Annotated in this window: 23 protein-coding genes; 8 read left to right on the top strand and 15 right to left on the bottom strand. The window is 62.9% G+C overall.

The window, feature by feature from the left end:
• Positions 1 to 87 precede the first annotated feature (87 nt).
• Entirely contained in the window at positions 88 to 855 is a 768-nt protein-coding gene (tpiA, locus tag NKH41_RS28880) for a triose-phosphate isomerase (protein ID WP_352613710.1), read from the bottom strand.
• 142 nt (positions 856 to 997) lie between these two features.
• Between tpiA and NKH41_RS28885 the strand changes: the two genes are divergently transcribed.
• The 5 genes from NKH41_RS28885 to NKH41_RS28905 are packed head-to-tail and all read left to right on the top strand — an operon-like array spanning position 998 to position 6428.
• Positions 998 to 2890, top strand: a complete 1893-nt coding sequence (locus tag NKH41_RS28885; protein ID WP_352772201.1) for a SurA N-terminal domain-containing protein — start codon at positions 998 to 1000, stop codon at positions 2888 to 2890.
• Entirely contained in the window at positions 2887 to 3897 is a 1011-nt protein-coding gene (gene trpD, locus NKH41_RS28890) for an anthranilate phosphoribosyltransferase (protein WP_352616138.1), read from the top strand. Before NKH41_RS28885 ends, trpD begins: the two co-directional genes overlap by 4 nt.
• Positions 3898 to 3901: 4 nt before the next feature.
• On the top strand, positions 3902 to 4714 hold the full coding sequence (gene trpC, locus NKH41_RS28895; RefSeq protein ID WP_352772199.1) for an indole-3-glycerol phosphate synthase TrpC: 813 nt from the start codon (positions 3902 to 3904) through the stop codon (positions 4712 to 4714).
• A 2-nt stretch (positions 4715 to 4716) separates the two neighbouring features.
• Positions 4717 to 5223: a cyclic pyranopterin monophosphate synthase MoaC gene (gene moaC / locus NKH41_RS28900; protein WP_352474267.1), complete on the top strand. Its 507-nt coding sequence runs from the start codon at positions 4717 to 4719 to the stop codon at positions 5221 to 5223.
• The gene (locus NKH41_RS28905; RefSeq protein WP_352772198.1) at positions 5223 to 6428 is read left to right on the top strand and encodes a molybdopterin molybdotransferase MoeA; all 1206 of its coding nucleotides are present in this window, start codon (positions 5223 to 5225) and stop codon (positions 6426 to 6428) included. The genes moaC and NKH41_RS28905 overlap by 1 nt, the downstream gene beginning before the upstream one ends.
• 7 nt (positions 6429 to 6435) lie before the next feature.
• Here the strand turns inward: NKH41_RS28905 and NKH41_RS28910 are convergent, their stop codons facing one another.
• Entirely contained in the window at positions 6436 to 7266 is an 831-nt protein-coding gene (locus NKH41_RS28910; protein WP_352540558.1) for a hormone-sensitive lipase, read from the bottom strand.
• Between the two features lie 95 nt (positions 7267 to 7361).
• Entirely contained in the window at positions 7362 to 8609 is a 1248-nt protein-coding gene (gene kynU / locus NKH41_RS28915; RefSeq protein WP_352540559.1) for a kynureninase, read from the bottom strand.
• 447 nt (positions 8610 to 9056) lie between these two features.
• On the opposite strand from kynU, the gene lexA reads away from it, so the two are divergent.
• Positions 9057 to 9791: a transcriptional repressor LexA gene (gene lexA, locus NKH41_RS28920; protein ID WP_023674949.1), complete on the top strand. Its 735-nt coding sequence runs from the start codon at positions 9057 to 9059 to the stop codon at positions 9789 to 9791.
• Here the strand turns inward: lexA and NKH41_RS28925 are convergent.
• Positions 9785 to 12250, bottom strand: a complete 2466-nt coding sequence (locus NKH41_RS28925; protein ID WP_352772193.1) for a ComEC/Rec2 family competence protein — start codon at positions 12248 to 12250, stop codon at positions 9785 to 9787. The two genes, lexA and NKH41_RS28925, sit on opposite strands and share 7 nt — an antisense overlap.
• A 96-nt stretch (positions 12251 to 12346) precedes the next feature.
• Between NKH41_RS28925 and gltX the strand changes: the two genes are divergently transcribed.
• Both gltX and gltA read left to right on the top strand, forming a co-directional pair.
• Positions 12347 to 13768 (top strand): glutamate--tRNA ligase, encoded by a 1422-nt coding sequence (gene gltX / locus NKH41_RS28930; RefSeq protein ID WP_352474272.1) that lies wholly within the window; start codon positions 12347 to 12349, stop codon positions 13766 to 13768.
• A 178-nt stretch (positions 13769 to 13946) separates the two neighbouring features.
• Complete coding sequence (gltA, locus tag NKH41_RS28935; RefSeq protein ID WP_023674946.1) at positions 13947 to 15275, top strand: citrate synthase; 1329 nt, start codon at positions 13947 to 13949, stop codon at positions 15273 to 15275.
• A 104-nt stretch (positions 15276 to 15379) separates the two neighbouring features.
• On the opposite strand, the gene lpxB is transcribed toward gltA, so the two are convergent.
• The 11 genes from lpxB to pyrH all read right to left on the bottom strand — a co-directional run bounded on the left by lpxB (position 15380) and on the right by pyrH (position 26776).
• Positions 15380 to 16546 carry a lipid-A-disaccharide synthase gene (gene lpxB / locus NKH41_RS28940; protein WP_352935184.1) on the bottom strand — a complete coding sequence of 389 codons (1167 nt, stop codon included), beginning with the start codon at positions 16544 to 16546 and terminating at the stop codon, positions 15380 to 15382.
• A complete protein-coding gene (locus NKH41_RS28945) occupies positions 16536 to 17438 on the bottom strand; it encodes an LpxI family protein (protein ID WP_352772188.1) in 903 nt (300 codons plus the stop codon). The genes lpxB and NKH41_RS28945 overlap by 11 nt, the downstream gene beginning before the upstream one ends.
• A gap of 6 nt (positions 17439 to 17444) precedes the next feature.
• Entirely contained in the window at positions 17445 to 18278 is an 834-nt protein-coding gene (gene lpxA, locus NKH41_RS28950; protein ID WP_352474276.1) for an acyl-ACP--UDP-N-acetylglucosamine O-acyltransferase, read from the bottom strand.
• A gap of 13 nt (positions 18279 to 18291) precedes the next feature.
• Positions 18292 to 18756 carry a 3-hydroxyacyl-ACP dehydratase FabZ gene (fabZ, locus tag NKH41_RS28955; protein ID WP_352502391.1) on the bottom strand — a complete coding sequence of 155 codons (465 nt, stop codon included), beginning with the start codon at positions 18754 to 18756 and terminating at the stop codon, positions 18292 to 18294.
• A complete protein-coding gene (lpxD, locus tag NKH41_RS28960) occupies positions 18749 to 19807 on the bottom strand; it encodes a UDP-3-O-(3-hydroxymyristoyl)glucosamine N-acyltransferase (protein ID WP_352772185.1) in 1059 nt (352 codons plus the stop codon). The genes fabZ and lpxD overlap by 8 nt, the downstream gene beginning before the upstream one ends.
• Positions 19808 to 19986: 179 nt before the next feature.
• Complete coding sequence (gene bamA / locus NKH41_RS28965) at positions 19987 to 22350, bottom strand: outer membrane protein assembly factor BamA (protein ID WP_352474279.1); 2364 nt, start codon at positions 22348 to 22350, stop codon at positions 19987 to 19989.
• Between the two features lie 217 nt (positions 22351 to 22567).
• Positions 22568 to 23710: an RIP metalloprotease RseP gene (gene rseP / locus NKH41_RS28970; protein WP_352772183.1), complete on the bottom strand. Its 1143-nt coding sequence runs from the start codon at positions 23708 to 23710 to the stop codon at positions 22568 to 22570.
• Positions 23711 to 23814: 104 nt separating this feature from the next.
• On the bottom strand, positions 23815 to 24648 hold the full coding sequence (locus NKH41_RS28975) for a phosphatidate cytidylyltransferase (RefSeq protein WP_352772181.1): 834 nt from the start codon (positions 24646 to 24648) through the stop codon (positions 23815 to 23817).
• A gap of 3 nt (positions 24649 to 24651) precedes the next feature.
• A complete protein-coding gene (locus NKH41_RS28980) occupies positions 24652 to 25374 on the bottom strand; it encodes an isoprenyl transferase (RefSeq protein ID WP_023674936.1) in 723 nt (240 codons plus the stop codon).
• 32 nt (positions 25375 to 25406) lie between these two features.
• Positions 25407 to 25961, bottom strand: a complete 555-nt coding sequence (gene frr, locus NKH41_RS28985) for a ribosome recycling factor (RefSeq protein WP_084640965.1) — start codon at positions 25959 to 25961, stop codon at positions 25407 to 25409.
• Between the two features lie 92 nt (positions 25962 to 26053).
• A complete protein-coding gene (gene pyrH / locus NKH41_RS28990) occupies positions 26054 to 26776 on the bottom strand; it encodes a UMP kinase (protein WP_023674934.1) in 723 nt (240 codons plus the stop codon).
• Between the last annotated feature and the right edge of the window lie 190 nt (positions 26777 to 26966).

Raw genomic sequence — 26966 nt, forward strand, 5'->3', positions numbered from 1 at the left:
CCCGTGGCCGGAATATGGGAAGCAATGCGTCCTTTGCAACGATTTCGACGTCGGCCGTCCGCTCAAATGCAGCAACCAGCCCTTGTATCAAGCGATGTTTCGATAGGCTTCCGCGATGCCGAGGAAGTCCGCCGCCTTTAGGCTGGCGCCGCCGACCAGCGCGCCATCGACATTCCTGACGCCGAGCAACTCGATGGCGTTGGACGGCTTGACCGAGCCGCCGTAGAGAATGCGCATCTTGGCCGCCGTATTGCCGAGCTTCCGTGCCAGTTCTTCGCGGATATGCGCATGTGCCTCGGCGACGTCGGCGGCGGTCGGGGTCAAGCCGGTCCCAATCGCCCATATTGGCTCATAGGCAATGACGGTGTTGGAAGCCGTGGCGTTTGGCGGGACCGAGCCAGCGACCTGGCGCGACAGCACGTCGAGCGTGGCTCCTGCTTCTCGTTCGGCTCTTGTCTCACCAATGCAGATGATGGCCACCAGCCCGGCGCGCCATGCGGCGGAGGCCTTGGCCTGGACCAAGGCATCGTCCTCCTTGCGATCGGCGCGGCATTCGGAATGGCCGACGATGACATGGCTGGCACCTGCATCCTTCAGCATCTCGGCCGAAATGCAGCCGGTATAGGCGCCGCTTTCCTCGGTGTGGCAATCCTCTCCGCCGGCCCGCACCGGCGTGCGCGACAGAATCTCGGCGGCGTGCGCAAGCAAGGTCGCCGGCACGCAGACCACCGCTTCGGTCTCGGCGTCTAGCCCACTCATGAAGCCGTTGCCGATCATCCTGAGCTCGTTGAGCGAGGCGCTGGTGCCGTTCATTTTCCAATTGCCTGCGACGAGCGGGCGGATTCCAGTGGTCATGGGATTTGTTTCTCCGGGCAATTTCCAGCTGGCCCTCACTATCAAAATCAGGCCACAAAGCAATCGACAGTGGGCAGGAAGGGCGCTATTGCGCTTGTTTCAGACTCGGCGCATGCGAAATGCGCAAAAATCGGAAGTACTCATGCTTGGTATGTTGAGAAGCGCGGCGGGGACCTGGGTCGCGAAACTGCTGCTGTCATTGTTGGTGTTGAGCTTCGCCATCTGGGGCATCTCGGGGCGGCTGATGGGCGGTCTTGCCGGCCATGACGCCGTGATTACGGCCGGAGGCACCAAGGTCTCGATCAACGAATACCGCCTCGCCTACGATCGCCAGCTCAGCGTCATGTCGCAGCAATTCGGCCAGCGCATCAGCCGTGAGCAAGCGACGGCGCTCGGCATCGACAACCAGGTGCTGGCGCAACTCGTGTCGGGTGCCGTCCTCGACGAGCAGGCCCGCAAGCTCGGCCTCGGCCTGTCCAAGGACCGGCTCGCCGAACTGACGCGTGAAGACCCGGCGTTCAAAGGGCCTGCCGGAACGTTCGACAGGAGAACCTTCGAGTACCTGCTTCGGCAGGTCGGCATGCGGCCGGAAGACTATTTGAAGAACCGCGCCCAGGTCGCGGTCCGCCAGCAGATCGTCGAGGCGGTTTCGGACGGCCTCAAGGCCCCGGATACATTCTTCAAGGCGGTCGCGCTCTATCGCGGCGAAGATCGCACCATCGACTACCTGACCTTGCCGAAATCGCTGGTCGAACCGATAGAAGCGCCGTCCGACAGCGCGCTTTCGGCCTATTTCGAGGAAAACAAGAAAACCTACGCCGCTCCCGAATACCGTAAGTTCTCCTATGTCAGGCTCGAACCGGAGGACATCATGGATTTGAGCGCGGTGACCGACCAACAGGTCAGCGACGACTACAATAAGAACAAGGCGCGCTACACCACGCCGGAGATGCGCACCATCGAGCAGCTTGTGTTCAAGACACCTGATGCCGCAAAGGCGACGCTCGATTCGCTCAGGACCGGCGCGACCTTCGACAAGATCGTCGCTGCCGAAGGCAAGACGCCGGCAGACACGCTGCTCGGCACGCTGGCCAAGGACAAGATCGCCGACAAGGCGGTCGCCGATGCTGCCTTCAAACTGAACGTCAATGAGGTCAGCCCGGTCGTACAGGGCGCCTTTGGTCCCGTTCTGCTGCGCGTCACCGAGATCAAGCCCGAAGTGGTGAAGCCGCTGGCCGAAGTGTCCGAGCAGATCCGCAAGGACCTGGCACTGGGCGAGGCAAGCCGCATCTTGCTGGACGTGCACGACAATTACGAGGATACCCGCGCCTCGGGCAGTTCGCTCGCCGAGGCAGCCGCCAAATTGAAGCTGAAGGTCGTCACCATCGATGCCATCGACCGCACCGGCCAACGGCCGGATGGAAGTATCGTCAAAGACCTGCCGGAATCGCCGGCACTCATCAAGGCGGTGTTCGAATCCGAACCCGGAACCGACAATGAAGGCCTCACCACCGCCGATAACGGCTTCGTCTTCTACGACGTGAGCGCGATCACGCCTGCCCGCGACCGCACATTGGACGAAGTCCGCCAGAAGGTCGTGGCCGACTGGACCGCGGCGGAGACCACCAAACGGCTCACCGCAAAAGCACAGGAGCTCGAGAAGCGTCTCAAGGCTGGCGTCACGCTCGAGGTGATCGCCGGTGAGCTCAAGCTCGAAAAGCAGACCAAGCGCGGCGTCAAGCGCGATGCGGACGACGTCGATTTCGGCAAGGAAGGCGCCGCCGCGATGTTCGGCGTCGGCGAAGGCGGCACCGGGTTGATCCCCTCGCCCACGGGCGACGGACAGATCCTGTTCAAGGTTGCCGAGGTATTCGAGCCTGCCGGGGCCGATGCCAGCTCAGTGCCCCAGGACGCACAGAAGTCCTTCACCTCCGGCATGTCCGACGACCTGCTCGACCAGTTGGTCGCGCAGTTGCAGACGCAATATGACGTCCGCATCGATCAGGCGGCCGTAACCCAAGCCCTGGCCAGATGAGCGCGCTGAAGATCCACATCGCCAAGGTCGCCGCCGGCAGCGCTCTTTCCTTCGAGGAGGCGCGCGAGGCCTTCGACATCATCATGTCCGGCGATGCTACCCCCGGCCAGATCGGCGGCTTCCTGATGGCATTGCGCGTGCGCGGTGAGACCGTCAGCGAGATCGCCGGCGCCGTCGCCACCATGCGCGCCAAGATGCTGCGCGTCGAAGCTCCCGAGGGTGCCATCGACATTGTCGGCACCGGCGGCGACAATTCGCACAGCGTCAACATTTCGACCGCATCCGCTTTCGTCATCGCCGGCAGCGGCGTGCCCGTCGCCAAGCACGGCAATCGCGGGCTGTCCTCGCTGACCGGCGCCGCCGATGTGCTGATCGCATTGGGCGTCAAGATCGACATCCCTCCGGAGACGATCGGCCGCTGCATCCACGAGGCCGGCGTTGGCTTCATGTTCGCGCCGGCGCATCACCCGGCGATGAAGCATGTCGGCCCGACCCGGGTCGAGCTCGGAACCCGCACCATCTTCAACCTGCTGGGCCCGCTTTCCAATCCGGCGAGTGTCAGACGGCAGATGGTCGGCGTGTTCCTGCCCGAATGGATCATGCCGGTGGCAGAAACGTTGAAGGAACTTGGTGCCGACCATGCCTGGATCGTCCATGGCGACGGCTATGACGAGATCACCACCACCGGCGAGACACTTGTCGCCGAATTGGCCGGCGGCGAGATCCGCAGCTTTACGCTGACCCCGGAAGCCGTCGGACTGAAGCGGCACACCAAGGACGAGTTGCGCGGCGGCGACGCCGCCCACAACGCCCAGGCACTGCGCGACATGCTGGGCGGCGCCGCCGGCGCCTTTCGCGATACGGTGCTGATGAATGCCGGCGCCGGGCTGGTGGTGGCCGGCAAAGCGACGACCCTCGCCGACGGCATGGTAACGGCGGCGCAGGCCATCGACAGCGGCCGCGCGCTGAAAGTGCTCGACAGGCTGATCGAGATTTCGAACGGTTAAAACCATGTCCGACATCCTGCGCAAGATCGAGGCTTACAAGCGCGACGAGATCACGGCGGCCAAGGCGCGCGTCCCGCTGGCCGAGATCAAGGCACGGGCGACGGATGCCGACGCGCCGCGCGGCTTTCTTTCCGCCCTTGAAGCAAAGCGCAAATCCGGCAGGTTCGCGCTGATTGCCGAAATCAAGAAGGCTAGCCCATCCAAAGGCCTGATCCGCGCCGATTTTGATCCGCCGGCGCTGGCCAGGGCCTATGCGAAGGGCGGTGCCGCCTGCCTTTCGGTGCTGACCGACGCACCCTCCTTCCAAGGCGCGCCCGAATTCCTCACCACTGCGCGCGCTGCCGTCGAGCTGCCTGCCCTGCGCAAGGATTTCCTGTTCGACCCCTATCAGGTCTACGAGGCCAGGGCATGGGGCGCCGATGCCATCCTGATCATCATGGCCAGCGTCGACGACGCGTTGGCAAGAGAACTCGAAGCGACAGCGTTCGGGCTCGGCATGGACGGGCTGGTCGAAGTGCATGACGAGGCTGAAATGGAACGCGCGCTGCAGCTGTCGTCGCGACTGATCGGTATCAACAACCGCAATCTCCGGACCTTCGAAACCAGCCTGCAGACCTCGGAGCGGCTGGCAGCGATGGTGCCGGCCGACCGCCATCTGGTCAGCGAGAGCGGTATCTTTTCGCACGACGATTGCCGCCGGCTGGAGCAGAGCGGAATTGCGACTTTCCTGGTCGGCGAGAGCCTGATGCGCCAGCAGGACGTGGCCGCGGCAACGCGCCTGCTGTTGACGGGCAAGGCGCCGGCAGAGGCCGTTTGAGGATGGCGGCCACCCTCACCCATCTTGGCGCGCAGGGCGAAGCCAACATGGTCGATGTCGGCGACAAGGCTGTGACGGTGCGCACGGCAGTCGCAGAAGGCTTTGTCGCGATGCGGCCCGAGACGCTGGACATGATCCTCGCCGGCGACGCCAAGAAGGGCGACGTGCTGGGCACCGCGCGCATTGCCGGCATCATGGCGGCCAAGAAGACGCATGAACTGATCCCGCTTTGCCATCCGCTGCTGCTGACCAGGATATCTGTCGATATCGAGGCGGACGCCGCGCTGCCCGGCCTGAAGGTGACAGCATTGACCCGCGTCACCGGTAAGACCGGCGTTGAGATGGAGGCTCTGAGTGCCGTCTCGGTCGCTTGCCTGACCATCTACGACATGGCCAAGGCGGTCGACCGCGCCATGGTCATCTCCGGCATAAGGCTGGTTGAAAAGACCGGCGGCAAATCCGGCGACTACAAGATCACCGGAGACGGGGCCACCGAGGCAGGCCGATAATGGTGCTGGTCCCAGTTGCCGAGGCGCTCGAGCGCCTGCTGGACGGCGCAGCAGCGCTGCCGGGCGAACGCGTCGCACTGCTGGATGCCGCCGACCGCGTGCTGGCGGAGCCGGTTGTGGCGCTCCGCACCCAGCCGCCGTTCAACGCCTCCGCCATGGACGGCTATGCCGTGCGGGCGGCCGATATCGCGTCCGTACCGGCAAGGCTTTCGGTGGTCGGCATGGCGCCGGCCGGACGCGGCTTTGCCGGAACGGTGCAGCAGCGGCAGGCCGTGCGCATCTTTACCGGCGCGCCGCTTCCCGAAGGCGCCGACACTATCGTCATCCAGGAGAACGTCCGCGATCTCGGTGGCGGCAGGGTCGAAGTGACGGAACGGACGGTGCAGGGGCGCAACATCCGCCGCCTCGGGCTCGATTTCGCCAAGGGCGATGTCCTGCTGCCCAAAGGCCGCCTGCTCGACCCGGCGGCCTTGTCGCTGGCGGCATCGGCCAATCACCCCGAGGTGCGCGTGGTCAAACGGCCGCTGGTCGCCATCATCGCCACCGGCGACGAATTACTGCCGCCGGGCAGCGATCTTGGCCCCGACCAGATCATCTCCTCCAACGCCTATGGTGTCGCCGCTGCCGCACAGTCGGTCGGTGCGCGCGCGCTCGACCTTGGCATCGCGCCGGACCGCAGGGAGGCGATCGCTGCGCTGGTTGAAAAGGCCGTGAAGGCTGGCGCGAACGTCATCGTCACGCTGGGCGGTGCCTCGGTCGGTGACCACGACTTCGTCCATGAGGTGCTGACCGGGCAAGGCATGACGCTCGATTTCTGGAAGATCGCCATGCGGCCGGGCAAGCCACTGATGTTCGGGCGGCTGGGAGACATTCGCTGCATCGGCCTGCCCGGCAATCCGGTGGCAAGCCTGGTCTGCACTCAGCTCTTCCTGAAGCCGCTGCTGGCGCGGCTCGGCGGCCGCGCCTTTCAGCAGGATATACGTCGGGCACGGCTCGGTGCCGCCATGCCGGCCAACGATCTCAGGCAAGATTATGTGCGGGCTGTTGTCATTGATGACGCCGGTACGCTCGTGGCGACGCCGTTCGGCATCCAGGACTCCTCGATGCTGAAAATGCTGGCCGATGCCGACGGGCTGATCGTTCGCGCGCCGTTCGCGCCTGCCGCGGCGGCGGGCTCCCCCTGCGACGTACTGATGCTACGCTGAACCTGCCTCACTCCGAAATCAAGGTCCGGGTCAGCGGATGGTCTGGATCGGCCAAACCGTCGATGATGTTGAAATGATGCCGGTCAGGCTCGACCACCGAGCTGGTCGCGGTACCCAGGCCGATCCAGATGTTGGCCAGCAACGCGCTCTGACGCAGGAATTCAGCGCGCTCGCCGCCGCCGGCCCAGCAGGTCAGGCGGGCCTTGTCCATCGGGCGCAGCAGCACCGGGCTTTCGGCCTGCGCCTCGGCCTCATCGATCGCCAGCGTCTCGTTCATGCCGGTGCGCATGATCGGGCGCAAATCGTGCACCCCCGAGATCGACACTACATGACGAACGCGCCGGACGACTTCGGGCGCCAGCGGCGTCGTCGCCGTAACCATCCGGCTAACAAGATGGCCGCCGGCCGAGTGCCCGGTCAGCATCAGCGGCCCTGCAACGATCGCCGCCGCCTTGCCGATCGCCGCGCCGACTTCCTTGACGATGCCGCCAATGCGTATCTGCGGACAGAGCGTGTAGGACGGCATCGCCACCGCATAGCCGCGATCAACAGGGCCAGCGGCAAGATGCGACCAGAAATTCTTGTCGAATTCCATCCAGTAGCCGCCATGAACGAACACCACGAGTCCCTTGGGCTTGATGGCCGGCAGGAAAAGATCGAGCCGGTTGCGTGGATTGTCGCCATAGGCCATGTCGAGCCGCGCCCTGCCCTCGGTCGAAAGCACGTCGCGGAAAACCCGCGCGGGCTCGATCCAGGCCGCCGGCCAGCGATCGCTGCCGGCTATGTTGGCGCTGTTGGCATAGGCGTTGTCCCAATCGGCAATGTGACGTTCGAACACCCTGCGCCCTCCCTGGCATATGGCCCTGCAGCGTAGCCGTAAGCATCGCGCGGCGCGTCGTCGCCAGCCTCACGATTCCAGCTCTCGCATCAATCTCAAGTGACAGCTGCTTTGATGGCGAAGCGCGCATCCTTCCACGCACCGGTGTGCAGGATGTCCTCAAGCACTTTGGCGGCCTGCCAGACATCGGCATAGCCGACATAGAGCGGGGTGAAGCCGAAGCGCATGGTCGATGGCGCGCGAAAATCGCCGATCACGCCACGTTCGATCAGCGCGCGCATGACCTGGTAGCCATGCTCATGCATGAATGAAATCTGGCTGCCGCGTTTTTCCCCATCGCGCGTGCTTTCGAGCGTGAGCCCGTAAGTGCCGCACTTTGCCTCGACAAGCTCGATGAACAGATCCGCCAGCGCGATGCTCTTCTTGCGCACCGCCGTCATGTCGACATCGTTCCAGATGTCGAGCGCGCCCTTCAGCGTGCGCATCGACAGGACCGGCTGTGTGCCGCACAGAAACCGGCGGATGCCGGTGCCGGCCGCATAGCCTGGCTCGAAGGCGAAGGGCCGTGCATGGCCCCACCAGCCGGTGAGCGGCTGCTGGATGTCGGAAAGATGCCGCTCAGCCGCATAGATGAAGGCAGGCGCGCCCGGGCCGCCATTCAGATATTTGTAGGTGCAGCCAACGGCAAAATCGGCGTTTGCCTTGTCGAGTTCGACTGGCATCGCGCCGGCGGTGTGGCAGAGATCCCAGACGATCATCGCCCCGGCTTCCTGAGCCCTGCGCGTCAGCGCCGGCATGTCGCGCAGTTCGCCCGACTTATAGTTGACGTGGTTGACCAGCACCACAGCGGTGCGTTCGTCGATCAGCTCTTCGATGGTCGGCGCGTCGACCCCCGAGAGGCGCAGCAGCGTATCTTTTCGCGTCGAAACCACACCCTCGGCCATGTAGAGGTCCGTCGGAAAACTATCGCCCTCGGCGACGATGACCTGCCGCTCCGGTCGCATGGCCATGGCGGCGTGCAGCAGCTTGTAGATGTTGACCGATGTCGTGTCGCAGACCACCGTCTGGCCGGCCGCGGCACCGATCAGGCGCCCGAGCTGGTCGCCAAGTTCAAGCGGCATGTTGAACCAGCCGGCCGTGTTCCATGCGCGGATGAGATCATGCGACCATTCTTCGGTCGCGGCCTTGTGCAGTTCATCGAAAGCGGCACGTGAAGCAGCTCCTAGCGAATTGCCGTCGAGATAGATCACTCCTTGCGGCAACACAAAGCGGTCGCGCATCGCGCGCAGCGGATCCGCGGCATCCATCGCCTTTATGGCCACGAGATCGGGAATTCCTGTCATGATTTGTCTGCTCCCCCAAGATCCAACGCAACGCCGGACACGCATCGACTGTTCTTCCATTACCTGGTTGCGCGCAGCAAGGCTCCACCGGCGAGAAGCAGCCTGACCAGGCGGTGGAAACTGGGACTTAACCCGAGGTTGGCGTTTTGAGTTCGTTTCGTTCACGGTGCATCGACCAAACCGCACAGTCGATAAGGGTTCAATTCCGTGCCTTTTACCGACCGACGGCCGATGCCAGCGCCGCCTTCTAGGAGGCCAGAAGGGCGCAAACGAAAGCAGAATCAAGGCGATGAGGCTCGCGGCGGTGAAAATGCGGTACGCCGGTAGGGGACGTCGTTTGTTTCCCGAGCCTTAACGCATTCATTAAACTTTAAACAGTTGCGGAACACAACTGGAACAGATAGTGTTTGTTCTGGGTTTGTTTTTCTGATTCTGTTGGGGGTCGCTATGCTGACACGCAAACAACACGAACTGCTTATGTTCATCCACGAAAGGTTGAAGGAAAGCGGTATCCCGCCTTCATTCGACGAGATGAAGGAAGCGCTCGACCTGGCTTCCAAATCCGGAATCCACCGGCTGATTACGGCGCTGGAGGAGCGCGGCTTCATTCGCCGTTTGCCCAACCGGGCCCGTGCGCTGGAGGTGCTACGCCTGCCTGACTCGATCGCCCCCGGCCTCAATGCGGCACGCAAGTTCTCGCCGAGTGTCATCCAGGGCAGTCTTGGGCAAGGCGCCCCTCGGCAAGGCAAGCCGACATCGTCGCGCGTGCCCGCAGCCGGAAATGACGACGATGTCGTCGCCGCCGTTTCGATCCCGGTGATGGGCCGCATCGCTGCCGGTGTGCCGATCGACGCCATCCAGCACCAGACGCATTCGATTTCGGTGCCGCCGGATATGATCATGGGCGGCGAGCATTATGCGCTTGAGGTCAAAGGCGATTCGATGATCGAGGCCGGCATTTTCGACGGCGACACGGTGATCATCCGCAATGCCGATACGGCGAGCCCCGGTGAGATCGTGGTGGCACTGGTCGACGAGGAGGAAGCGACGCTGAAGCGGTTCCGCCGCAAGGGCGCCTCGATCGCCCTGGAAGCCGCCAATCCGGCCTACGAGACGCGCATCTTCGGACCAGACAGGGTCAAGGTGCAGGGCAAGCTCGTCGGACTGATCCGCCGCTACTGAGCTCCGCCCTTGGCGCCGGCTTTGGGGTTGTCGGCCCGGCGGTATGGCGGCAGGCCCCGTGCCGCGCGTGAAAATTTCCGCTGCACGTGCCAGGGCCGGTATGATTTTTCGACGGCGAAGCGGATCTCGGCGCGTGTTGCCGCTTGTGGATCGAAATAGACGGCGGCACTTCCCGCGCGCGCCAGTTGCCGTTTGGTGACGACGAGGACCAGCCGGTCGTAGTAGCAGGGGTTATGGGCGGTGGCGTCGTCGATGACGATCAAGCTGGCAAAGGCGCAGGCTGGCCGCGCAGTATCGCGGTCCTTGGCTTGCGCGATGATCGCGCCGGATGGATGCCTGGCAAGGCAGAGGCCGTCCGTGCAAATGAACGGCATGCCCGGCGGTAGGTCGGCCGGATCGGCAATGTCGAATTGCGGGTCGTTCTTTCCAGGTGTTTCCGGCGCGACGATAGCCTCTGATGTGAGCGCGCGTTTCCAGTTGTCGATGGTGAACTCATTCGGGCGTGCCCGGTTGACCGCGAGTTCACCGCTGCCGATCGGCAGCGCGACCAGCCGTGCGTCCTCCGAGACCAATACGTCGGGTATGCGTGTCTGCGTTGTCGTCAGCAAGCCGGCGAGCGCAAAAGGAAGTGCCGCCAGCCGCAACCACGTCGTCGCCATGCTGGCAATGACGAGGGCGATCGTCACCAGAAGGACGGATCTCAGCGAAATCAGCCCGACCGCATCGATCGGCGAGCGCTCCGAGATCCACCCGGACAGGGCGATCATCGCCGTCAGCCCCTTGCCCATGACATAGAGAAAAGGGCCATCCGCACCGAACGGCATCGCCAGCGCGCTGAGAACGGCGAAGGGCATGACGACCAGTGACACGATGGGCATGATGGCCAGATTGGCGAACAGGCTGAGCGGCGCCACGCGCTGGAAATGCCATATGGCGAAAAGCGCCGTGGCGCTCCCTGCAATGATCGAGGTCATCGCCAGACCGCACATGCCCAGCAGGACCTTTCGAGTGGCAAAGCGTAGCGGCGACTGCCGCGGCGGCGGCGTGGTGGCCCTGCCGGCGCGGTAATCGGACCAGCCTGCATAGGCGCCGACAAGGGCCGCCGTCGCGGCGAAGGACATCTGGAAACTCGGACCGACCACCTCGTGCGGCGACACCAGGATGACCGCGATGGCCGAGATCGCCAGGTTGCGCATGGTGAGCGCGGCCCGGTCGAACAGCACGGCGATAAGCATCACCGCCAGCATGATGAAGCTGCGTTCGGCCGCCACGACAATGCCGGAAAAGACGAGGTAGGCCGCAATCGAAAAAAGCGCGGCGGCCGCGGCATATTTCTTGACCGGCCGTCGCGATGAGAAATCGGGAAACAGCGCGAAGGCACCCCGCAGCAGCGCCATGATGGTGCCGGCGACCAACGCCATATGCAGCCCCGAGATGGAGATGATGTGGTAGATGCCGGTGCGCCGCATCGCTTCGTTGATCTCCTCGGGAATGCCGGCGCGCACGCCGACGATCAGCGCAGTAGCAATCTCGCCCTCGGCACCGCCGATGCGGCTGCGGATATGGTCGGCGATGGATTCACGCGCGTCTTCGATCGCGGAAGAAAGCTGCGCGGCAAGCGGCATGCTGTCCGACGACACGATTTTCGGATTGCCGAGAAAAAAGCCGCTGCCGCCGATACCGGCGAAATAGCTGTCGAAGGAGAAATCATAGCTGTCGGGCCGCACCGGGCCGGTCGGCGGCAGCAGCCGCACATAGCCGGTGATCTCGGAACCGGCGGTCAGCTCAGCCGGTATCTTCATCGCCGAAACGCGGACCCGTTCCGGCATGTAGCGCAGTGTCGGCCTGGCGGTTGAGATCACATCGATTGTCAGCCTGATGCGGCCGCTCGCCATGGACTCGTACGATACGACGCGACCCGTCAGCCGCGTCGAGATTTCGGAGCCGAGCATATGCGTTCCGACACGCCATGTTTCGAACTTGGCGGCAAGTACGCCAAGCGCGCAGAGCAGCGCCACCATGAAGCACAGGCGCGTCCTGGGCCATGACCGCGAGACGACGGCACAAAGGGTCGCGAGGAGCGCGATTGCGATCGGCTGTGGAAAGGCCGGCTCCACCGACAGCCCGAAATAAACGACCACCCCGCATGCGAGGAACACCGGCACCAGCAGGAAGGCGATGCCGCGGTCGAGTTCCAGACCGGCCGCTGTGGTTACGCTGTTGCGGATACGGGACGGTGACGGGAGGCGGAAACGCCTGCGCAGGCGTACGATAGGCTCGCCCGCGGGCACGAGAACCGTTGCTGGGTCGCTGGCCGGCAGCGACGGAGCATCGAAGCGCGGAGCAGGTAGCAATGCCGGTGCCGGCAGGACAGGCGGGGGAGCGGCAAACAGCAAGCGTTCGCTGACGTCGCTGCCAACGTCCTCGCCCTCGCCCGCACCACGGCCTCGCACAGCCATCGGGTCTGCCCCTTGCGCCCTCGACCTCCTATGCTACATGAACGCGCAACGCGCGAAAGTCCGCAAACCCACTTCCTTCGCCCGCCTGAGAGTTCCATGCCCGATAAGGTCGTCACCCGTTTTGCCCCCTCGCCCACCGGCTATCTGCACATTGGCGGCGCGCGCACGGCGCTGTTCAACTGGCTGTACGCCAAGCACACGGGCGGCACGATGCTGCTGCGTATAGAGGATACCGACCGTGAGCGGTCGACGGATGCGGCGACGGCAGCCATTCTCGACGGGCTTTCCTGGCTCGGACTCACCTGGGACGGCGCGCCTGTCTCGCAGTTCGAGCGCGCGCCGCGCCATCGCGAGGTGGCCGAGGAGCTGGTGCGCGTGGGCAAGGCCTATTACTGCTACGCGACGCCGGCGGAGCTGGAGGCGATGCGCGAGGCAGCGCGAGCCAAGGGGCTTCCGCCCCGCTATGATGGGCGCTGGCGCGACCGCGACCCGTCGGAGGCGCCGCCCGGCGCCAAGGGGGCGATCCGCATCAAGGCGCCGACAGACGGCGAGACGGTGGTGCATGACCGCGTCCAGGGCGACGTGCGCTTTCCCAACAAGGATCTCGACGATTTCATTATTCTGCGCTCGGACGGCAATCCCACCTACATGCATGCCGTCGTCGTCGACGATCACGACATGGGCATCACCCACATCATCCGCGGCGACGATCATTTGACCAACGCCGCACGCCAGACCGTAATCTATCACGCCATGGGCTGGGAGGTGCCGTCGATGTCGCATATCCCGTTGATCCACGGTGCCGACGGCGCCAAGCTGTCGAAGCGGCACGGTGCGCTTGGCGTCGAAGCCTATCGCGCCATGGGCTACCTGCCGGAGGCGCTGCTCAACTATCTGGCGAGGCTTGGCTGGAGCCACGGCGACGATGAGATCATGTCGATCGCCGACATGATTACATGGTTCGACATTGGCGACGTCAACAAGGGCGCCGCCCGTTTCGACTTCGCCAAGCTCGAGGCGCTTAACGGCGTGCATATGCGCCGGATGAACGACGCGGCGCTGCTCGACATCTTCATCGCCACTCTGCCCTATCTAGAAGGCGGCCCGGCAATCGCCGCTCGCCTCGACGACAGACGCAGGGCGCAACTGCTTGCCGCGTTGCCGGGCCTGAAGGAGCGCGCCAAAACGCTGGTCGAACTTGTTGAAGGGGCTGCATTCCTTTTCGTCGAACGGCCGCTGCCGGTCGACGAGAAGGCGGCGGCGCTGCTCAGCGGTGAGGCGCGCGCGATCCTGCGGGGCGCTCATGCGGCACTAGCCACGGTTTCGGAGTGGTCTGCCGCCTCAGCCGAAGCCGCGATCCGCGACTATGCGCAGGCCGCCGGCCATAAACTCGGCGCCGTGGCCCAACCTTTGCGCGCCGCGCTCACCGGCAAAAGTACCTCGCCAGGTGTCTTTGATGTGCTTGCCGTGCTTGGCCGCGAGGAAAGCCTGGCGCGGATCGCTGATCAAATCGATTAGCAAACTGGCCCAAGAAGATTGGCATTGAAAGGTGTGTTTCGCAGTGCAACATTGGGTCTTGGCCTAATCTGCCGCGCAGATTCAATTGCGGCGCAAATGTGCGTACTCCGATGCTTTTGACGTGTTGGGTTCAGATATTTTGCCTTTGCCGGCCTGAGGAAACAAAAAGGAGTTTGCTATGACCGAACCTGCGACAAAAATGGAATTTGGCGGCAAAACCCAGGCATCGACGGCCAAGCTGGAACTCGGCGGCAAAACCCATGAATTCAAGATACGAAGTGGTTCGGTAGGACCTGACGTCATCGATATCGGTTCGCTCTACAACACCGCCGGCGTCTTTACCTACGATCCCGGTTTTACGTCGACGGCGAGCTGCGAATCGGAAATCACCTTCATCGATGGCGATGCCGGCATTCTTTTGCACCGCGGCTACCCGATCGACCAATTGGCCGAGCACGGCGACTTCCTCGAAGTCTGCTATCTCTTGCTCTATGGTGAACTCCCGACCAAGGCGCAGAAGGACGATTTCGACTACCGGGTGACGCGCCACACTATGGTGCATGAGCAGATGTCGCGCTTTTTCACCGGCTTCCGCCGTGATGCGCATCCGATGGCGGTGATGTGCGGCGTGGTCGGCGCGCTGTCGGCCTTCTATCACGATTCCACCGATATCTCGGACCCCTATCAACGCATGGTCGCGTCAATGCGGCTGATCGCCAAGATGCCGACGATCGCGGCGATGGCCTATAAATACCACATCGGCCAGCCATTCATTTACCCGAAGAACGAGCTGAATTTCGCAGCCAATTTCCTGCATATGTGCTTCGCCGTGCCTTGCGAGGAATACAAGATCAATCCGGTGCTGGCCCGCGCGATGGAGCGCATCTTCATCCTGCACGCCGATCACGAACAGAACGCCTCGACTTCGACCGTCCGCCTGGCCGGCTCGTCGGGCGCCAATCCTTTTGCCTGTATCGCTGCCGGCATCGCCTGCCTGTGGGGTCCCGCACATGGCGGCGCCAACGAGGCAGCCCTGAACATGCTGGGCGAGATCGGTCATGTCGATCACATCCCGGAATTCATTGCGCGCGCCAAGGATAAGAACGATCCGTTCCGATTGATGGGATTTGGCCACCGCGTTTACAAGAATTACGATCCGCGCGCCAAGATCATGCAGAAGACCGCGCACGAGGTCCTGGGCGAGCTCGGCATCAAGGACGATCCACTGCTCGACATCGCCATGGAGCTGGAAAGGATCGCACTGACCGATTCCTATTTCATCGAGAAGAAGCTCTATCCGAACGTCGATTTCTATTCCGGCATCACGCTGAAGGCGCTGGGCTTTCCCACCACCATGTTCACCGTGCTGTTCGCGGTCGCCCGCACCGTCGGCTGGATCGCGCAGTGGAAGGAGATGATCGAGGACCCGCACCAGAAGATCGGTCGCCCGCGCCAGCTCTATACCGGCGCGCCGGAACGGGACTACGTACCAATCGCGAAGCGGTGAATGGTGAATGGTGAATGGTGAATGGTGAATGGTGAATGGGAGTAGCGAAGCGTCGCTCCCTGTCCATAGAAACCGCTATTCACAATTCACAATTCATAATTCACTCACTTCCTCACCATGCCCATCACCACACCCGCGGCAATCTCGCCTGACGGCTTGGCGGTTGCCATACGCCCGGCAATGTCGGCAAAACCGTGCTTCTGCCAGGTGCGGTAGGCGGTATCGGAGCACAGCGCTTCCAACTGCCGCGCCAGATAATGCGGCCGCACATATTGATTGTAGTGTTCCGGCACAACCGGCCGGTCGGCAATGAGATTGGGCAAGGCTGCGCTCCATACTTTGATCAGCGGCTGCGCCATGCGCATGACCGGATCGAGCCGGTAGCAGGAGATCATCGGCACACTCGCCAGTGCCAGTTCCAGCGATACCGTCCCCGACGCGATCAGCGCCGCATCGGCCTTGCCGAAGGCCTGCCATTTGCGTTCGGCATCAAGTATGATCTCCGGCTTCTCGTCCCAGCTCGCGACCGAGGTCCTGACCAGGTCGGCGACGTGCGGCACCGTCGGCAACAGCAGGCGCAAGCGGTGCCCGCGCGCCCGCAGGATCGACACCGTCTCGCCGAACGGCCCGACCATGCGTCGCACCTCACCACGACGCGAACCTGGCAGTACAAGCAACGTTTTGACGTGATCTGCGGACAGGTCACGCGGCTGCGCCTGCGCCCTTGCGGCACTGATTATGCCCGGATCGTGTGCAAGGCGATGCCCGACATAGGTGCCGGGCGGCCCGCCCAGGCGAGCGAGTTCCTTCACCTCGAACGGCAGGATGCAAAGAATGTGATCGACATATGGCTTCATCGCCGCCGCCCTGCCCGGCCGCCAAGCCCACACGCTCGGGCAGACATAGTGGACGATCGGGATAGTCGGATCGGCGGCACGCACCTTCTTGGCGACGCGCAGCGAGAAATCCGGACTGTCGATGGTGATAAGGCAATCGGGCTTTTCACCGTCAATCGCGTTTGCCGTCTGGCCGATCCGCCGCATCAGGCGCGGCAGGTCGCGCAGGATGGCGCTAAGCCCCATCAGTGCGATCTCGCTGCCGTCGAACAATGGCGCCAGGTCGAGCGCCTGCAAATGGCGGCCGCCGATGCCGACAAGCCGAACCTCGCGCCCGGTCATGCGCTTGAGCGCCTGCACAAGGTCGGCGCCAAGCAGGTCGCCGGACTCCTCGCCGGCGACGACGGCTATCTTCAACGGCCGCTCATTCGCCATGCGCCGGCTCCGCAGCAGGCAGGCCGATTACGAACAGGCCGAGCGCATTGGCACGTCCGATGGTGGCGGGACCTTCGAGCACTAGCGAGCGACCGGCTTCGACGGCAATGCCGGCCAGTCCGGCGGCATGCGCCGCCTCGACGGTCAGCGGGCCGATGGAGGGCAGATCGGCACGCAGTTCCTGACCGGGCTTGGCGCATTTGACCAGAACACCGCGGCTCCCGCCGGCCAGCCTGCCGTGCCCGCGCAACTCCCTTGTCCGCTCGAGCAGCCCGTCGGTGCCTTCGACGCCTTCCAACGCAATGGCGCGGCCGCCGACCGCAACAGCCGCTTGGCCGATATCCAGCGCGCCGATGGCTTTTGCCGCCGCGTGCGCCGCCTCGATGTCGCGCCAGTCGGATTTGCGTGGCGCCGTCTTGGTCAGCAGGCCTTCGGCGGCGACCAGCTCCGGCACGATCTCGTGAGCACCGACGACCTTGATGCCGCTGCGCTCGATCCTGCGCACGAACAGTTTCAGCACCGTATCGTCCCCCCGGGTTACACCGACGAAGAGGCTGGGTAGCCACGCGAGCAGGCCCAAATTGAGGCGCATGGCGCTCAGCCTGGGGCGGCGCGTGATATGACCCGCGGTTACGAGATGCGTGACGTGGTGCCGCTTAAGGATCGGCAGCAGCGAGCCGACGTCTTCCAGCCTCAAGGTTGCCTGCTCATAGGGCTCGAAATCGGCTATGCGATCGACCTCGCCGGCCGCCATCACGACGAAGGGCAATTTGCCTTGCCGGGCGAGCGCTCGGGCAATTTCGACCGGGAGACTGCCGCCGCCGGCGATGATGCCGACCTTGGCATCTGGCGCGAGATCAAGGCCCTTTCCGGCAGCCTCAATCTTCGTCATCTGCCCTCAGTCTTCATCATCGGTGTCGTCGCCGTCGCTACCCTTGAGGGACGGCACGGCGTAGTGCCGCTTGCCGCGACCGGCGATGAAGTCGACGATCTTCATGGCAGTCGGCGACGAGGCGAATTCCGCCTTGGCAAATTCGATGTTTTCGCCGACGGTCCGGGAGCGATCGAAGATCGTCTTGTAGGCTTTGCGCAGCAAGTGGATCTCCGAACGCGGCAGGCCGGCGCGCTTCAGGCCAATGATGTTGAGGCCGCGAAGGCTGGCACGGTTGCCAACGGCGATGGCGTAAGGAATGACGTCGCCGACGATCGCCGAGCAACCGCCGAGAAAGGCGTTATCGCCGATGCGGACAAACTGATGAACTGCGGTAAGGCCGCCGATGTAGACATTGTCACCGACTTCGCAATGCCCGCCTAACGTCGCTTGATTGGCGAAGGTGGCGTTCTTGCCGACCACGCAGTCATGGGCAATATGGGCATAGGCAAGGAAATTGCCGTTGTCGCCGATCGTCGTCTCGCCGCGGCTGGAATCGGTGCCGACATGCATGGTGACACCTTCGCGGATCGTGCAGTTCTCGCCGATCACCAGCGTGGTACGGCCGCCCTTGTGCTTGGTGTTCTGCGGCGGCCCGCCCAGTATCGCCATCGGATAGACCTTGGTCGATGCACCGATGGTGGTCGCGCCAATCACCGAGACATGGCTGACCAGTTCGACGCGGTCGCCGATCACGGCGTCGGGGCCGACGTGACAGAAGGGCCCGATGCGGGCGCCTTCGCCGATTTGGGCGCCTGCCTCGATGACCGAGGATGGATGGATGACTGTCTGGATTTTCATTAGCATTCGTTTGTCAGCCGCTTGCGACCATCATCGCCGAGATCTCGGCTTCCGCCGCCTTGGCGCCATCGACGAGGGCCTCGCAAGCGAATTTGAGAAGATTGCCGCGTTTCTTGATTTTCTTCACATGAATTTTCAGCTGGTCGCCTGGAACGACCGGCTTGCGGAACTTGGCATTGTCGATGGTCAGGAAATAAACCAGCGACGGCTTTTCCGTACCAAGGCTGCGGATGCAGATGGCGCCGGCCGTCTGCGCCATCGCCTCGATGATCAGCACGCCGGGCATGACCGGCTGGTCGGGGAAATGACCTTGGAAATGCGGCTCGTTTATGGTGACGTTCTTGATGCCGACGGCGGATTCGTCGCCATCTATGTCGACAATACGGTCGATCATCAAGAACGGATAGCGGTGCGGCAGGAGCTTCATCAGCCGCATTATGTCAACCGCTTCGAGCGTCGCCGCTGCGATGTCAGCCATTTCCCCCCTCACCCTGTTTGCGCGTCCGTGCAAGTCTGCGCAAGGCCGCTATCTCGCGCATGGCTTCCGCCATCGGCTGCGCCGGATATCCTCCCCAAATCTCACCGGCAGGCACATTGCTCATAAACCCGCTTCTTGCCGCAAGCTTGGCCCCGGACCCGATGGTCAAATGATCCGCAAGGCCGACACCGCCACCCATGGTGACGTTGTCGCCTACCGTCACGGAACCGGAAATACCCGAAAGCCCGGCTATAATGCAATTGCGGCCGATGCGAACGTTGTGCGCGATCTGCACCAGATTGTCGATCTTGGTGCCCTGGCCGATGATCGTGTCGGACATGGCGCCGCGATCGACGGTCGTATTCGACCCGATCTCGACGTCGTCCTGGATGATGACACGGCCGATCTGCGGAACCCGCTCCGGACCCTTGGCGCCGGCCACGAAACCGAAGCCATCCTGGCCGATCCTGGCACCGCCATGGATGATGACGCGATTGCCAATCAACGCATATTGCACGCTGGCACCTGGACCGACATAGCCGTCACGGCCAATCTGCGAGGACGGACCGATGACCGCATGCGGGGCAATGACGGTCCCGCTGCCAATGGCAGCGCGAGGTCCGATGACCGCACCCGCTTCGATGATCGCACCGGACTCGACATGGGCGGTCGCATCGATATGGGCGTGCGGCGAGATACCGGTTTCGCCGGTCATCGGTCCAGGCGTTGCAGCCGCCGGAAAAAGCAGACGCCCGACCATTGCGAAGGCCTGCTGCGGGCGCGGATGCACCAGCACCGCGATGCCCGCCGGCGCCTTGCCGGCAAATTCGGCAGGGCAGAGAACCGCCGCCGCCCGCAGTGACTGCATCAAGGCGAAATTGCGCCTGCCATCGACGAAGACAAGGGCGTTCTCGCCGCCTTCGTTGGCGGGCGCCAGAGCCTCGATCGATACATCGGAGAGACCGGAATCAACAAGCGTCGAGCCGGTCAGATTCGCGACTTCGCCGGCCGTATACCGGCGTGAGGGCGCGAAGAACACCGGATCGGTCATTCCAGAAGCAATATCCAGCTAGCGTATGACCCGAAAATCGGAAATCGACCCTCGGAAAGGATCATGCGCAAATCAAAGTGCTACAACGTCCTTTGCGCGTCCGATAGGACGCGCTGCGCTGTAGTATCGGATCACTGCCATCCGGATCCAAACGAGCCGGAAGCATCATTGCCCGCACATCAGAAGCGGGTCGATATGCCGAAGTTGAATTCCTGCACGTCGTCGGTCTTTTCCTTCTTGACCGGGATCGCATAGTCAATGCGGATCGGGCCGAAAGGCGATGCCCACATCAAACCGACACCGACGGAAGCGCGCCATTCCATGCCGGTTGTCGAAGAATTGACAAGGCCACTTGCGATTTTGCTGCCGTAGAGCGTTGCCGCATCGGCGAACACAGCGCCACGCAAACCGAAGCTTTCGGGGATGACCGGCAGCGGGAACTGAGCTTCCGCCGAGGCATTGAAGTAGGTGGTGCCGCCGAGATGGTCATTGCTGTTGTCCGAAGCAACCGGGCCGATGCCGCCGTATTCGAAACCGCGGATCATACGGTCGCTGCTCTGGAAATGGTCGAAGACGCGAAGATCGCCGTTGCCATAGCCTTGGACATGGCCGGCGCCGCCCGAAATGAGGCCCACCAGGTCCAATTGTTCGGACAGCGTCTGATAAATGCTGCCGCGCGCCGTGACCTTGATGAACTTGGCATCGCCGCCGACGCCAGCCACTTCGGTGCCGACATTGGCATAAATACCGTCATGCGGGTTCTTCATGTCGTCGATGGTATTGTAGATCAGGCCGAGGCTGACCGAGGACTTGAGCCATGGGCTCTCTTCAACGCCGTTTACGATCGCCTGGGAGACGTCGCAGGTGCCACCATTGATAACGGGAACGCAGCCCTCGTCGAACTCGTACTTCTCTTGCGCAATATTATAAGCCAGCTGCGTTGAGATATTGTCGGTGATCGGCAGACCGAAGCGGACGGTCGCGCCTGTCGTGTCGCTGTCGTAATGGTCGTAGTTTCGGCTCTGCTTGTAGATGTCGAAGCCGGCCGCGATCCGGCGGCCGAGGAAATAGGGTTCGGTGAAAGAGAAGCTGTAGTCGCGCGAGTTCTTGCCACCGCCCGCCGCCACCTTGATGAATTGGCCGCGACCGAGGAAGTTGCGCTCACTGACGGAACCTTCGACGGACGGACCTGACGTTTCACCGCCGCTCGAATAACCGGCGCCGACCGTGAACTCACCGGTCGATTTCTCGACCACATCTACCACCAGCACAACCTGGTCCGGCTCAGAACCCGGAACGGTGGAAATTTCGACTTTTTCAAAATAATCGAGCGCTTCCAGCCGCCTCTTCGCGCGCTGGATGAGCACCTGATTGAAAGCATCGCCTTCGCTGACATCGAACTCGCGGCGAATGACGTAGTCGCGCGTCCGATCGTTGCCGCGAATCTCGATGCGCTCGATATAGGCCTTGGTCCCCTGATCGACCGTATAGACGACCGAGATCGTGTGGTTCTCGAAGTTGCGGTCGCCGCGCGGCGTCACCTGGGCGAAGGCATAGCCGGATCCAGCGACCTTTTCGGTCAAGGCGATGATCGTGTCCTCGACGTTCTTGGCGTTGTAGACATCGCCCTTGTGGGTCTCGACCACCGATTCAAGTGACTTGGCGTCGACCTCGGGGATCGTGCTTTCGACGCTGACATCCCCGAACGTATAACGCTCGCCCTCCTGTACCGTGATGGTGACGGTGTATTTGTTGGTGGTGTCGTCGAGTTCGCCGACAGCCGAGACGACCTGGAAGTCGGCATAGCCGTGATTATAATAGAAGCGGCGCAGCAGCTCCTGGTCGGCGCGCAGCTTGTCCTCGTCATAAACGTCGTCGCGCAGCACGAACGACAGGAAGGACGAACGCTTGGTGGAGATGATGTCCGACAGCCGGCGGCTCGAATAGGCGCTGTTGCCGACGAAATTGATCGCTGCGATCTGGGTGCGGCCGCCTTCGTTGATGTTGAAGACCACGTTTACCCGGTTGTCGCCGAGATCCATGATCTGGGTGGTCACGGCGGCATCGTCGCGGCCGATACGCCGGTATGCGGCCTTGACCGCCTCGACATCGGCATCGAGCTGCTGTTGCGAGAAGGTGCCGCGCGGCTTCAATTGCACCGCGGCCTCAAGCGCGTTGTCCTTGAGCTTCTTGTTGCCCTGGAACAGCACCTGGTTGACGACCTGGTATTCGGACACCTTGATGACCAGCGTCGATCCGACCTGGTTGATCTGCACATCCGAAAACAGCCCGGTGCCAAACAGCGCCTTGACCGCATCGTCGATATCCGAACTGGAAAACGCCTTGCCGGGCTTGATCGTCACGTAATTGCGGATGGTGTCCGCGTCGACACGCTGATTGCCGGTGACTTCGACTCTGGAGACGACAGCCGCCTCGGCGGCCGATGTGGCAACGAACTGCACTGCGAGCGCGCCTGGTACAACCAGAGCGGCGGACATAGCCACCGCGGACGCGGCGCTCAGAAACTTGGATGCTGCCTTCATCGGGCTTTTGTACCTTTTCTCGAAGTCCCCACGGCGAGAAAACCGGACGTGCGGTAATTTCCCCTACCGTATTAACCGGATTTTCCCTACACGCAAGGCTTCTGGTTAATTTGTATTTACTTAACCCTGCGGCGTGGCTTTCGCGTCACGCATATCCCCACGCATGGTAAACGGCGTCTCAACATTGCTCGTGCCGAAGCCAAATTCCTTCATGATTTCAGCACCCAAACAGATCGTTCCAGAAAACAAAGCCCATGAACCCGAGCACCAATATGAGGCCGCTTCGGTAAGCCATTTCCATCATGCGTTCGGACACCGGCCGCCGGATGACAGCCTCCACGCCGTAGAACAGAAGATGCCCTCCGTCGAGGGGGGGAATCGGCAAAAGGTTGAGAATCCCTATCCCGACTGACAGGAATGCAACAAGCTGCACGAGCCATTCAAAGCCGAGCTTTGCCGCCTGACCCGACATCTTGGCGATCTTGATGGGGCCGCCCAGCTGGCACTTGTCCTCGCGACCGACAACGAAACGTTGCAGGAACTGGCCGGTACGCTGGATGACGTGTCCGGTTTCCTGGACCGCTGCCCCGACCGCCCCGGCCGGACTATAGGTGATCAGCCGCGGCTGGCCGAGTTCCTTGTTGTTGACGACACCGATCACGGCTACCTGGACCTTGTTGCCCAGTGCGTCTTGTTGTTCCATCGAGCGCGGCGTCGCCGTGACGGTAATTTCCTTGCCGGCGCGTAGCATGACGAAGGTGATGCTGTCGCCGGCGCGGCCAGAGACCAGACGCTGGACGTCGGCAAAGGTCTCGACCTTGCTGCCGTCGACGCTGACGAATCGGTCGCCGGGCATGATGCCGGCCGCGGCGGCCGGACTGCCGACGGTGACCTCAGCCACCATCGGCTCCAGCACGGGCCGGCCGTGGACGGAAAACAGCACGGCAAAGACGGCGATCGTCAGCAGGAAGTTGAACAGCGGCCCCGCCACGACGGTCGCCGCCCGCTTCCAGATCGGCTGCGTGTGGAAGGCAACCTTGCGTTCTTCGTCGCTCAGCGCCTCGATCTCCTCCGAGCTGGGCTGGCTCGACGTCGCGTTCATGTCGCCGACGAACTTGACGTAGCCGCCGAGCGGTATGGCGCAAAGCTTCCAGCGCGTGCCGCGGCTATCGTTGAAGCCGATGATCTCTGGGCCGAAACCGATCGAAAAGGCTTTTGCGCCGATACCGCACCAGCGCCCGACGAGGTAATGGCCCATTTCGTGGACAAAAACGACCACGGTCAGCACGAACAGGAAAGGCACCAGCGTGCCGAGGACAAAGCCCTCTGTGCTGAAAACCGCGTGAAAAATCTCGTTCAATTCATGCCCTCAAATTCATCCACGGCACAGATCACGCCGCGACTGTGACATCAATCCAGGCGAATCCATGACGCAGCCCCGCGCCGGCCCACCGACGATGCCGTTCAAACCGGAAACAGACCCTGTGCCGGATGGTCGGCGGTCGCGGAAATCCAGCCGATGACGTATAGGGCGAAAGCCGCCGCGACAAGCCCATCTACCCGATCCATGATGCCGCCATGGCCGGGTATCAGCGTGCCGGAATCTTTACGGCCGTGGCGTCGCTTGACCCATGATTCGAACAGGTCGCCGGCCTGCGCGACAATCGAAAGCACCAGTGCGACCACGCCAAGCACGACGAGGTTGCCCGTTCCGGCCACGGCGGCCAGAAGCAGCCCGGCCACTACGCCGCCGACCACCCCACCGAGCGCCCCGCTCCGCGTCTTGCCCGGCGAGATCGACGGCGCCAGCCTTGGACCACCGATGGAGCGGCCGACGAAATAGGCAAAGATATCGGTCGCCCAAACCACGGCGAATAGGAACAGAATGGCCAGCAGCCCTGAATGGTCGCCGTCACGCAGGAAGGCCAGCGACAAGCCGGACACGGCCGCATAGGCAAGGCCGGATGCTTCCCACGGTCCTGCCCTGCGCATGGAAGAAGCGACCGCAGTGACAGTAATCAGGGCCGCGACGAGCGGCAGCAGCAAAGACGCAGGCAGGCCGGCGACGAGGGCACCAATAAAGACCCCGATCAGCGCCTCGGGCAGAAAGCCGAGACCTGCCGTAGCACCAGCACCTGCCGGGGCAATGGGGCGGCTCATCCGCGTCCACTCGTAGAAGATCACCGCCGCCATGGCAGCGCAAAGCAACCGGAAGGACAGTCCGCCGAGCCAGGTCAGGGCAAGCGTGACGATGGCAAGCACGACGGCCGAAATGACCCGGAGTTGGAGGTTGCTCATTCCTCAGCCTGAGGCGACATCTTGGGCGGCAAGTCCGCCGAAGCGGCGCTCGCGGCCGGCGAAATCGCGCAGTGCATCGGACAGGTGCTCGCGACTGAAGTCGGGCCAGTAGCAAGGCAGGAAAACGAGTTCGCTATAGGCGGCCTGCCATAACAGGAAGTTGGACAGCCGAAGCTCGCCGCTGGTGCGGATGACCAGTTCCGGGTCTGGAATGCCCTCTGTATCGAGCGAGCTGGCAAAGGAATCGGCCGTGATCGCCTCGCTCTCGATCTCACCGCGCGCCACCGCCGCTGCGAGCTTGCGCGCGGTGCGCACGATCTCGTCGCGCCCGCCGTAATTGAAGGCAATGACCAGTGTCAGCGCCTCGTTGCTGAGAGTGAGCGTTTCGGCTTCCTCGAGCAGCCCCCTTATGTCGGGCTGCAGGCCTGCCCTGTCACCGATGACCCTGATCCGCACCCCACTCTGGTGCAGCTCGGCGAGGTCACGTCGGATGAAAAGCTTCAGCAGGCCCATGAGGTCGCTGACTTCGGATTTCGGCCGTGACCAGTTTTCCGACGAAAAAGCGTAGACGGTCAGGAAGGAGATGCCGAGGCCGGGGGCGGCGCGCACTGTCTTGCGCAGCGCCTCGACGCCGGCGCGGTGACCGGCCAGCCGCGGCAAGCCGCGCGCCTTGGCCCAGCGTCCGTTTCCGTCCATGATGATCGCGACATGCGCGGGCGTTGCCATATTCTCGCTTCCGGGCCAGGCGTGGCCAGACCCTAGACCTGCATGATTTCCGCTTCCTTGTCGGAAAGCAGGTGGTCGATGGTGCTGATTGTCTCGTCGGTCAGTTTCTGAACCTGGTCGGCCCGTTTGCGATGGTCGTCCTCACTGATGTCGCCGTCCTTTTCCGCCTTTTTCAGAAAGTCCATGCCGTCGCGGCGAACGTGGCGTGCGGCGACGCGGGCATTCTCGGCATAACCGTGCGAGATCTTGACCAGCTCCTTGCGGCGCTGTTCGTTGAGCTCGGGCAGCGGAATCCTGAGATTGGTACCGTCGACGATAGGATTGAAGCCGAGATTGGCTTCACGGATGGCGCGGTCCACTGCGCTGACCATCGACTTGTCCCAGACCGAAACCGAAATCATGCGCGGTTCCGGCACCGACACTGTTGCCACCTGGTTGATCGGCATGGTGGTGCCATAGGCCTGCACCTGGACGGCATCGAGCAGGTTGCTCGACGCGCGGCCGGTGCGCAGCGAAGCCAGATCATGCTTGAACGCGGCGATCGCCCCGTCCATGCGCCGTTTGAGATCGTCGTACTCGCCACTCATCATCGTCTCCTCGACCCGTTAACCCGGGTTCACTGCTTAGGCCCCTGTTCGAGCCTCATCCGCAACCGGTCCCTTTCGGGTTCATGGTCCGGTCAATCGTCTGCGACAACCGTGCAACGGCCGCCGCCCCTCAGGATATCGCCGAAGCCACCCTTCTCGTGGATCGAATAGACGATTATCGGAATGTTGTTTTCGCGCGCAAGTGCAATCGCCGCCGTATCCATGATCGAAAGCCCGCGTTTGATGACTTCATCATGGCTGATCCGCTCGAAACGTGTCGCATGCGGGTCCTTCTTGGGATCAGCCGAATAGACACCATCGACCTGGGTACCCTTGAACAGAGCATCGGCGCCGATCTCGGCGGCGCGAAGGGCTGCAGCCGAATCGGTGGTGAAGAACGGATTGCCGGTGCCGCCGGCGAAGATGACGACCTTGCCCTGGTTCATGTAGGCGGTCGCCTGACGCTGCGAAAAACTTTCGCAAAGCTCGGGCATGGCGATCGCCGACAGCACCACGGCGTCGACGCCGATCTTGTTGAGCGAGGTGCGCAACGCCAGCGAATTGATAACCGTGGCAAGCATGCCCATATGGTCGCCGGTGACGCGGTCTCCGCCTTTTGACGCAACCGCGACGCCACGGAAGATGTTGCCGCCGCCTATGACGACACCGACTTCGATGCCCAATGCGCGGGCCTCGGCGATGTCGGCGGCGATGCGGTCGACCACCGATACGTCGATGCCGAAATGCTGCTCGCCCATCAACGCTTCGCCCGACGCTTTCAGCAAGACACGTCGGTAGAGGGGCTTCACCGTCATCTGGTCCTCGTCATCGTGCGTGTGACGCGTTTCGGTGCGCCCCGAAACACTGGGCGTTCCGATACACGAAGGGGGGCCCCCGGGACCCCCGCCGCCCCCCCCGGATGTGAAGAAGGGGTCCAGGGATAGCCGCAGCAACCCCCGGCAAAAAATACTACCCAGCTCAAAAACCGCCGGAATGATTCCGGCG

Origin of the sequence: Mesorhizobium sp. M1169 (genome assembly GCF_040318345.1) — a bacterium.
Lineage (GTDB): Bacteria > Pseudomonadota > Alphaproteobacteria > Rhizobiales > Rhizobiaceae > Mesorhizobium.

Excerpts from the sequence above, each read along its gene's own strand:
- trpC (WP_352772199.1), top strand. The coding sequence starts at position 3,902 with ATGTCCGACATCCTGCGCAAGATCGAGGCTTACAAGCGCGACGAGATC.
- lpxB (WP_352935184.1), bottom strand. The coding sequence starts at position 16,546 with ATGGCGAATGAGCGGCCGTTGAAGATAGCCGTCGTCGCCGGCGAGGAG.
- lexA (WP_023674949.1), top strand. The coding sequence starts at position 9,057 with ATGCTGACACGCAAACAACACGAACTGCTTATGTTCATCCACGAAAGG.
- moaC (WP_352474267.1), top strand. The coding sequence starts at position 4,717 with ATGGCGGCCACCCTCACCCATCTTGGCGCGCAGGGCGAAGCCAACATG.
- pyrH (WP_023674934.1), bottom strand. The coding sequence starts at position 26,776 with ATGACGGTGAAGCCCCTCTACCGACGTGTCTTGCTGAAAGCGTCGGGC.
- kynU (WP_352540559.1), bottom strand. The coding sequence starts at position 8,609 with ATGACAGGAATTCCCGATCTCGTGGCCATAAAGGCGATGGATGCCGCG.
- NKH41_RS28945 (WP_352772188.1), bottom strand. The coding sequence starts at position 17,438 with ATGACGAAGATTGAGGCTGCCGGAAAGGGCCTTGATCTCGCGCCAGAT.
- NKH41_RS28975 (WP_352772181.1), bottom strand. The coding sequence starts at position 24,648 with ATGAGCAACCTCCAACTCCGGGTCATTTCGGCCGTCGTGCTTGCCATC.
- frr (WP_084640965.1), bottom strand. The coding sequence starts at position 25,961 with ATGAGTGGCGAGTACGACGATCTCAAACGGCGCATGGACGGGGCGATC.
- NKH41_RS28905 (WP_352772198.1), top strand. The coding sequence starts at position 5,223 with ATGGTGCTGGTCCCAGTTGCCGAGGCGCTCGAGCGCCTGCTGGACGGC.
- lpxD (WP_352772185.1), bottom strand. The coding sequence starts at position 19,807 with ATGACCGATCCGGTGTTCTTCGCGCCCTCACGCCGGTATACGGCCGGC.
- trpD (WP_352616138.1), top strand. The coding sequence starts at position 2,887 with ATGAGCGCGCTGAAGATCCACATCGCCAAGGTCGCCGCCGGCAGCGCT.
- gltX (WP_352474272.1), top strand. The coding sequence starts at position 12,347 with ATGCCCGATAAGGTCGTCACCCGTTTTGCCCCCTCGCCCACCGGCTAT.
- NKH41_RS28925 (WP_352772193.1), bottom strand. The coding sequence starts at position 12,250 with ATGGCTGTGCGAGGCCGTGGTGCGGGCGAGGGCGAGGACGTTGGCAGC.
- fabZ (WP_352502391.1), bottom strand. The coding sequence starts at position 18,756 with ATGGCTGACATCGCAGCGGCGACGCTCGAAGCGGTTGACATAATGCGG.
- NKH41_RS28980 (WP_023674936.1), bottom strand. The coding sequence starts at position 25,374 with ATGGCAACGCCCGCGCATGTCGCGATCATCATGGACGGAAACGGACGC.
- lpxA (WP_352474276.1), bottom strand. The coding sequence starts at position 18,278 with ATGAAAATCCAGACAGTCATCCATCCATCCTCGGTCATCGAGGCAGGC.
- bamA (WP_352474279.1), bottom strand. The coding sequence starts at position 22,350 with ATGAAGGCAGCATCCAAGTTTCTGAGCGCCGCGTCCGCGGTGGCTATG.
- gltA (WP_023674946.1), top strand. The coding sequence starts at position 13,947 with ATGACCGAACCTGCGACAAAAATGGAATTTGGCGGCAAAACCCAGGCA.
- tpiA (WP_352613710.1), bottom strand. The coding sequence starts at position 855 with ATGACCACTGGAATCCGCCCGCTCGTCGCAGGCAATTGGAAAATGAAC.
- NKH41_RS28885 (WP_352772201.1), top strand. The coding sequence starts at position 998 with ATGCTTGGTATGTTGAGAAGCGCGGCGGGGACCTGGGTCGCGAAACTG.